This is a genomic window from Salipiger sp. (assembly GCF_059781815.1).
This window is the reverse complement of sequence record NZ_JBYNAH010000250.1, coordinates 1-7,273: the sequence shown is the minus strand read 5'-3', so window position 1 is coordinate 7,273 and position 7,273 is coordinate 1. Positions and strand designations below refer to the sequence as shown.

Here is a 7,273-nt window from a genome sequence, read left to right as displayed (position 1 = left end):
CAACGCCATGCGCGCCGACGGGCTGATCGGCGAGGAACTGCACACCTCGCTGATGCAGGAGATCGCCGCCCGCCGCGCCGCCAGCGAGAAGCGCCCGCGCCTCGACGTGGCGCTGCAGCGCTCGGAGCTGGTGCGGCAATTCCCGCTGTTCTCCGATCTCGACGACGCGGCGGTCAAACAGCTCGCCCGGGCGCTCTCGGCCCGCTACGTCAACCCCGGCGAGGTGATCCTGCGCCCCGACAGCACCGCGCGCAGCGTCTATTTCATCGCCACCGGCGCGGTCGAGCTGGAGCGTGGCGGCCAGACCTGGCGGCTCGGTCGCGGCGAGATGTTCGGCCAGCTCGCGATCCTCACCGAAAAGCCGCGCCGCTTTGAATCGCGCGCCATCGTGCCAAGCACCCTCCTGGTGCTCGACGAGGTGCGGTTCCGCAGGCTTCTGAAGCGCAGCGAGACCCTGCGCGAGGCGGTCCGGGCCAGTGCCGAGAAACGCGGCGTCGATCCCGACACGATCATTCCCGCCGCCGAGCTGAAACCCCGAAAGAAAAAGACCCCGGCCTGAGCGGGCCGGGGTCATCGTCCGGAATGCCGGCGGGGCAATGTCCGCGCGGGATCAGAGCGTATCGAACTTGCGCGCGAGCTTGGCGTCGAGCGCCGAGAGCCCGCCCACGTCATGGGTCGAAAGCGTGACCTCGACGGTCTTGTAGACATTGCTCCACTCCGGGTGGTGATTCCATTTCTCGGCCCAGAGCGCGGCGCGGGTCATCCACGAGAAGGCTTCGGTGAAATCCGCGAACTCGAAGGTCTTGTGGATCGCGTCGCGCCCCTCGACCATCTCCCAGCCGCTCTCGAAAAGCGGGGCGAGCACGGTGTCCCGGGCGGTGTCGGAGAGTTTCTCGGTCATTCCTGTTCTTCCCTTTGGTCCTTTCGGAACGGGCCGTAGGCGGTGAGGATCTCGATATCCTGTCCGATGGCCCGCCGTTCCTCCTCGAGATAGCGCGCGACCGCCTCGGCGAAACCCCGGTCGGCGATCCAGTGCAGCGAGTGGGTCTCGGTCGGCAGGTATCCGCGGGCCAGCTTGTGCTCGCCCTGAGCCCCGGCCTCGACCCGCTCCAGCCCGTGTCGGATGGCGAACTCGATGGCCTGATAATAGCAGGCCTCGAAATGCAGGCAGGGATGATCCTCGACGCAGCCCCAGTAGCGGCCATAGAGCGCGTCGCGCCCGATGAAGTTCAGCGCGCCCGCCACGTCGCGCCCGTCGCGCATCGCCACCACCATGGCGATATCGTCGCGCAGGGTCTCGTGGGCGATCTCGAAGAAGGCGCGGGTGAGGTAGGGCGAGCCCCATTTGCGCGCGCCGGTATCCTGATAAAAGCGCCAGAAGCTGTCCCAATGCTCGGGCGCGATTTCGTCGCCCACCAGCATCCGGATCTCGCCCCCAAAGCCCTGCGCGGTGCGGCGCTCCTTGCGGATGGCCTTGCGCTTGCGCGAGCTGAGGCTGGCGAGAAACGCGTCGAAATCCGCGTAGCCGTTGTTTTCCCAATGAAACTGCTGCGTGACCCGGCGCAGGAGGCCCATGCGCTCGCCGGCGATGGCCTCGGCCTCGGTGCAGAAGGTGGCGTGCAGTGAGCTGAGCTCGTTCTGCGCCGCGAACTGCACCGCCCCCTGCACCAGCGCCGACATGCCGGTCGCCTCATGCCCCGGCTTGGTCAGAAAGCGCCTTCCGGTGGCCGGGGTGAAGGGCACGGCGATCTGCAGCTTGGGGTAATAGTCGCCGCCCGCGTTCTCGTAGGCATGAGCCCAGCTGTGGTCGAAGATGTATTCGCCCTGGCTGTGGCCCTTGGCGTAGAGCGGCGCCACGGCGATGATCTCGCCATCCAGCTCGGCGCTGAGGTAGCGCGGCTCCCAGCCGGTGCCGCGCCCGACCGAGCCCGAGGCTTCCAGCGCGTGCAGGAAGCGGTAAGTGGTGAACGGGTCGATCGGCCGCCCGCCATCTGCCGCCTCCGGGCAGGCGCAGGCATCCCAGTCGCCCGGGGCGATCTGGTCCAGCGATGTGAGGATGTTGACGGCGATGCTGCCGTCGGGGCTTTGATCGGTCATGCGTGTCTTCCCTGCTGGCCACTATCTGGCCTGCAGCGCGCCGGGATCAAGCCGCGTATCCCTCGAACGTGATGTTGCCCGCCACCGCGCGCGCCGCCGCCTCATCCTCGGGCGAGCGCACCGTCCAGCACAGCACCGGCACCCCGGCAGCGCACAGCTCGGCCACGCGCGGCGCGGTCAGGTCGTGCCAGTCGTGGCTGATGAAGCAGGCACCGGTGCGGTCGAAATCGGCGATGGCGCGCAGCCCGGCGAGCCGCGCCTCGGGCAGCTGCGCGGCATCCTCGCCCTCATAGGCGCAAGTCGTCAGGCCCCGAGGGATGGCGGGCGCCAGCTCGGCCAGCGCGGCGACGGAATGCGGGTTGAACGACATCAGCGCCACCGGGCCGTCATAGCCCTTGAGCGCCTGCGCCGCGGCCGCTTCGAGCGGGCCGACATCGGGGCCCATCGCGCCGTCCTGGTCCTTGACCTCGACCAGCAGCGGCACCTGCCCCGCCACCAGCGCCAGCACCTCGGCGAAGGTCGGGATGCCCTTCGAGCCGTGCCGGAGCGGGATCGCCCCGAGCGCGGCGGCGCTGCGGGCACGTACAGGGCCGGTCTCGGCGGTCAGGCGGTCCAGATCATAGTCGTGAAACACCATCGCCACGCCGTCCGACGAGAGCTGCAGGTCGATCTCGATGCCGTAGCCGGCCTCGATCGCGGCGAGGATCGCCTCGACCGAGTTCTCGGGCCGGCCCGCCGCGATGTCGTGATAGGCACGGTGCGCGATGGGCCGGTCGAGGAAGCTTGCGGGAAGCATGGCGCTCAGGCGATCTCGAAGATGCCTTCGATCTCGACCGCCACGCCCAGCGGCAGCGACGCGGCAGAGACCGCGGAGCGCGAGTGCCGGCCGGCATCGCCCAGCACAGCGACCAGCAGGTCGGAGGCGCCGTTGACCACCTTGGGCTGCTCGGTGAATTCGAGCGTGGAGTTGACGAAGCCGGTGAGCTTCACCACGCGCTTGAGCTTGGACAGGTCGCCGCCGCAGGCCGCCTTGACCTGCGCCAGAAGGCCGAGCGCACAGGTGGCGGCGGCCTTGGCGCCGGCCTCGACCTCCATGTCGGCGCCGAGCTTGCCGAGGATCAGGCCGTCGGGCCCCTGGCTGATCTGGCCGGAGACGAAGACGAGGTTGCCGGTCTGCACGTAGGGCACGTAGTTGGCGGCGGGTGCGGGCGCCTCGGGCAGGGTCAGGCCAAGCTCGGCAAGGCGGGCGTCGATATCGCTCATGGGGAACCTCCGGATGTGAGTCGGCGCGAGGCTATCCGCCCCGCGCCGCAATGGAAATAGCCCCCGCTGGCGCAATCGCTCAGCTCTCCCGGAAGGCCTTCGAGAAGTAGTCGGTGAAGGGTTTCACCAGATAGGCCAGCGGCGTCCGGTCTGCGGTGCGCAGGAAGGCCTCGACCGGCATCCCGGGGATCAGCGTGCTGCCTTCGGGCAGCTTGGCCATCTCACCCTCGTTGAGCACGATCTCGGCCCGGTAGTAGCTCACCGAGGTCTGCTCGTTGGTGAAGGCGTCGGCCGAGATCTGCGTCACGGTGCCAAAAAGCTCGGGCGTGGTGCGGTTGTCCAGCGCCGAGAAGCGCAGGGTCACTTCCTGCCCGACATGGGTCTGGTCGATGTGGATCGGCTCGATCTGCGCCGCGATCACCAGAGGGCGGTCCTGCGGCACGATGTAGAGCACAGGGTCGGCGGCGCGGATCACCGAGCGCGGCGCGAACACCGTCATGCCATAGACCACGCCCGCGACCGGCGCGGTGATCTCGAGCCGCTTGAGTTGCTCGAGCAGCGCGATGCGCTGTTCCGCCAGCTCGCGGCTGCGGTACTGCATGTCGCGCAGCGTGGTGATCGCCTCTTCGCGGCGGGCGGTGTCGAGCTTGATGATCTCGATCTCGATCTCGGTGATCTCGCCCTCGGCCTGCGCCTTGCTCGACACCAGCTCGCCCCGCTCACCGGCGAGGCGGGCGGCCTCGCGCTGCAGCGACAGCACCCGGCTGGCCTGCGCCAGACCGCGCGCCAGTAGCGACTTCTGGCTCTCGAGTTCTTCGTCGACGAAGGAAAGCTGCGCGGCCAGCGCCTCGACCTGCGCCTCGACGCCCTCGATCTGGTTGCCGATCTGTTCGCTGCGCTTGTTGAGCTGCTCGACCTCGCGATCCATCGAGGCGCGGCGGGCAAAGAACAGGTTGCGCTGACCGCTGATCAGCTCGGCCACCTCGGCATCGGAGTCCGCTCGCGCCAGCAGGATTTCGGGGAACACGATCTCGTCGGTGCCGTCACGCTCGGACTCGAGCCGCGAGCGGCGGGCCAGCAGCTCGAAATACTGGCCTTCGACGATCTTCAGTTCCGAGCGCAGCAGGGTCGGGTCGAGACGGATCATCACCTGCCCTTCCTCGATCTTGTCGCCCTCCTCGACGAGGATTTCCTGCACGATGCCGCCATCGACATGCTGAACCACCTGGCGGTTCTGATCCACCTGGATCTGACCTCCGGCGATGATCGCGCCCGAGATCTCGGTGGTCGCCGCCCAGGTGCCGAAGCCGAGCACCAGAATCACCAGCGCCAGCAGGCCGAAGGTCATCGGCATGCGCAGCGAAAAGCCTTTGTCGTCGTCGCTCATCTCACACCTCCCGGACCGGCGGCATTGGCGATTTGCTCATGGTTCTTGACCCGCGAGCGCATGACTTCCTCCTTGGGGCCGAAGGCCGCGCGGGTGCCATGCTCGAGCATCAGGAGCATGTCGCATTCGCGGATCGCCGACGGCCGGTGCGCCATGATGATCACCGCCTTGCCTTCGTCCTTCATGGTGCGGATCGCCCGGTTGACCGCCTCCGACCCCTCGTTGTCGAGGTTCGAGTTGGGCTCGTCGAGCACCAGCAGCACCGGATCGCCATACATCGCCCGCGCCAGGCCGATGCGCTGCATCTGGCCGCCGGACAGGCGCCCGCCCGAGGCCGAAACCTTGGTGTCGTAGCCCTGTGGCAGCTTGAGGATCATCTCGTGCGCGTCGGCCTTCCTGGCGGCCTCGACGATCTTGGCGGGATCGGGCGCGTGCGACAGGCGCGCGATGTTCTCGGCAATGGTGCCGTTGAACAGGGTGACGCGCTGCGGCAGGTACCCGACATGTTCGCCCAATTGCTGGCCATACTGGTCGAGCGCCGCGCCATCGAGCCGGATCTTGCCGCCGGCGGGCTTCCAGGTGCCGGTGAGCGCACGTGCCAGCGTCGACTTGCCCGCGCCCGACGAGCCGATCACGCCCAGCGCGTGCCCCGGCTCCAGCGTGAAGCTCACGAGGCGCAGCGATGCCTGATGCTCGCCCGGCGGGACGATGGTGAGCTGCGTGACCTCGAGCCGGGCCTCCGGCTTGGGCAGCGGCAGGCGCGACGCCTCCGGCGGCTCCTCGCTGAGCAGCTGGCTGAGACTGTCCCAGCCCTTGCGCGCGCGCGTGACCGCCGGCCACTGACCGACAGCCAGTTCGATCGGCGCCAGGGCCCGCCCCATCAGGATCGAGCCGGCGATCATCGCGCCTGCCGTGAGCTCGCCCTGCAGCACCAGATAGGCGCCGAGCCCCAGCATTGCCGACTGCAGGAACAGCCGGAAGGTCTTGGTCGCGACGGTGAAGGTGCCGATGATGTCGGTGGTGCCGATCTGGCCCCGCAGCGCATCAGAGCGCGCCCCGTTCCAGCGGCGGAAGGCATCCTCGCGCATGCCGAGCGACTGCACCATCTCGGCTTCGTTGCGGATTTCGTCCGAATTCCGCTCGGCGAGCAGCAGCGCATGGTTCGACTTCAGGGTCGGCGCGCGGCTGAAGATCTGGTTCAGCGCGGTGACGCAGATCAGAATCACGCCGCCGGCCAGCGCGAGATACCCGAGCCAGGGGTGGAAGATGAAGATCCCGAAGATGAAGAACGGCGTCCAGGGGATGTCGAAGAAGGCCATCAGCACCGGCGAGGACATCAGCCGCTGGATCGCTTCGAGATCCTTCAGGCCGGTCGCCGAGAGTTCGTCGGGCTTGACCGCCGCGCGGCGCATCACCGCGTCGAACACCCGCACATCCATCGCCTTCTGGAACCGTGCCGCAACCCGCGCCATGACGCGGCCGCGGGCATAGTCGAGGATGCCCATCATGCCGTAGAGGAACACGACAAGCGCCGATAGGGCCACCAGCGTCGCGACCGACCGCGAGCCAAGCACCCGGTCGTAGACCTGCAGCATGTAGAGTGGCCCGGTCAGCATCAGCAGGTTCACGAAGAAACTGAAGATCGCCACGAACCAGTAATAGGGTCGGCTCTGGCGGCGCGCCGCGATCAGTTCATCGCGCCCTGCGTCTTTGGAACGCGTTGTCATCGGAAATGCGCTCTCCCTAAGTCGTCTTGTTTACCGCACTATACGCGGAGAAGTCTTTAATGATCGTTCTGTCGCGTAACCGACACAGGGCAAATCCCTGCGAGCCGTTCGCTTGTGGCGCTGGCTCAATCTGCAATTATGGGTCTTTCTATAGCAAGAGCGGAAATTTCCAATGCATTTTAATTTCAGGTGAGTGCGGCATGCCGACACTGAAGACACTCCTCCCCGTCGCCGCGCTCCTGTGTCTCACGGCCTGCGCCGTTCCCGGTCCGGGAGACGCCCCGGACGGGATCTTTGACCCGCAGGAAAGCGCAAATCGCCGCGTGCACGCCTTCAACAAGCGCATCGACACGGCGCTTGGCGGTGGCGCGGAGGGCGGCGCCAGCGCCATCCCCGCCCCGCTGCTGACCGGCGTCGCCAACATGGCCGACACCGTGCGGCTGCCGCAGACCGTGGTGAATCAGGTCCTGCAGGCGCGTCTCGGCCGCGCCGCGCGCAACACGCTGCGCTTCGGGGTCAACGCCACCGTCGGCATCGCCGGGCTGTTCGACGTCGCCGGCGAGATCGGCCTGCCCGAGGACAAGAGCGACTTCGGAGAGACGCTCTATGTCTGGGGCTTCCCCGAGGGCGCCTATATCGAACTGCCGCTCTACGGCCCCGCCACCGAGCGCGAGGCGGTCGGCAAGCTCGTGGACATCGCCCTGAACCCGCTTGGATATTTCAACCTGCCCTCGCCCGAGCGCTACTACTCGGTGGGCATCCGGGCCGCCGGCAAGGTGGCCGACCGGGTGGCCTATGG

8 protein-coding genes are annotated in these 7,273 nt (G+C 67.7%); 2 read left to right on the top strand and 6 right to left on the bottom strand.

Translation table 11 applies throughout. The features are described from left to right. A partial coding sequence (locus AC6RA4_RS21595; protein WP_500163819.1) for a cyclic nucleotide-binding domain-containing protein occupies positions 1–559 on the top strand: 559 nt, incomplete at its 5' end. Between the two features lie 51 nt (positions 560–610). On the opposite strand, the gene AC6RA4_RS21590 is transcribed toward AC6RA4_RS21595, so the two are convergent. From AC6RA4_RS21590 to AC6RA4_RS21565, 6 genes are all read right to left on the bottom strand, one after another. Continuing rightward, on the bottom strand, positions 611–901 hold the full coding sequence (locus tag AC6RA4_RS21590) for a 4a-hydroxytetrahydrobiopterin dehydratase (RefSeq protein WP_500163817.1): 291 nt from the start codon (positions 899–901) through the stop codon (positions 611–613). After that, positions 898–2,097, bottom strand: coding sequence for a GNAT family N-acetyltransferase (locus AC6RA4_RS21585; RefSeq protein WP_500163816.1), 1,200 nt, complete (start codon positions 2,095–2,097; stop codon positions 898–900). The genes AC6RA4_RS21590 and AC6RA4_RS21585 overlap by 4 nt, the downstream gene beginning before the upstream one ends. 46 nt (positions 2,098–2,143) lie before the next feature. Continuing rightward, entirely contained in the window at positions 2,144–2,902 is a 759-nt protein-coding gene (locus AC6RA4_RS21580) for a glycerophosphodiester phosphodiesterase family protein (RefSeq protein WP_500163820.1), read from the bottom strand. Further along, a complete protein-coding gene (locus AC6RA4_RS21575) occupies positions 2,899–3,360 on the bottom strand; it encodes a RidA family protein (RefSeq protein ID WP_500163814.1) in 462 nt (153 codons plus the stop codon). Before AC6RA4_RS21575 ends, AC6RA4_RS21580 begins: the two co-directional genes overlap by 4 nt. 79 nt (positions 3,361–3,439) lie before the next feature. Further along, positions 3,440–4,747 (bottom strand): HlyD family type I secretion periplasmic adaptor subunit, encoded by a 1,308-nt coding sequence (locus AC6RA4_RS21570; RefSeq protein ID WP_500163813.1) that lies wholly within the window; start codon positions 4,745–4,747, stop codon positions 3,440–3,442. Next, on the bottom strand, positions 4,744–6,474 hold the full coding sequence (locus tag AC6RA4_RS21565; RefSeq protein WP_500163811.1) for a type I secretion system permease/ATPase: 1,731 nt from the start codon (positions 6,472–6,474) through the stop codon (positions 4,744–4,746). The genes AC6RA4_RS21570 and AC6RA4_RS21565 overlap by 4 nt, the downstream gene beginning before the upstream one ends. A gap of 200 nt (positions 6,475–6,674) precedes the next feature. Here AC6RA4_RS21565 and AC6RA4_RS21560 point away from each other — a divergent pair. Next, positions 6,675–7,273, top strand: a 599-nt coding sequence (locus AC6RA4_RS21560; protein WP_500163810.1) for an MlaA family lipoprotein, incomplete at its 3' end; no start/stop codon positions are given.

What these genes read in the sequence shown, in the direction of transcription:
- AC6RA4_RS21590 (WP_500163817.1), bottom strand. Translation starts at nt 901, where the DNA reads ATGACCGAGAAACTCTCCGACACCGCCCGGGACACCGTGCTCGCCCCG.
- AC6RA4_RS21570 (WP_500163813.1), bottom strand. Translation starts at nt 4,747, where the DNA reads ATGAGCGACGACGACAAAGGCTTTTCGCTGCGCATGCCGATGACCTTC.
- AC6RA4_RS21575 (WP_500163814.1), bottom strand. Translation starts at nt 3,360, where the DNA reads ATGAGCGATATCGACGCCCGCCTTGCCGAGCTTGGCCTGACCCTGCCC.
- AC6RA4_RS21565 (WP_500163811.1), bottom strand. Translation starts at nt 6,474, where the DNA reads ATGACAACGCGTTCCAAAGACGCAGGGCGCGATGAACTGATCGCGGCG.
- AC6RA4_RS21585 (WP_500163816.1), bottom strand. Translation starts at nt 2,097, where the DNA reads ATGACCGATCAAAGCCCCGACGGCAGCATCGCCGTCAACATCCTCACA.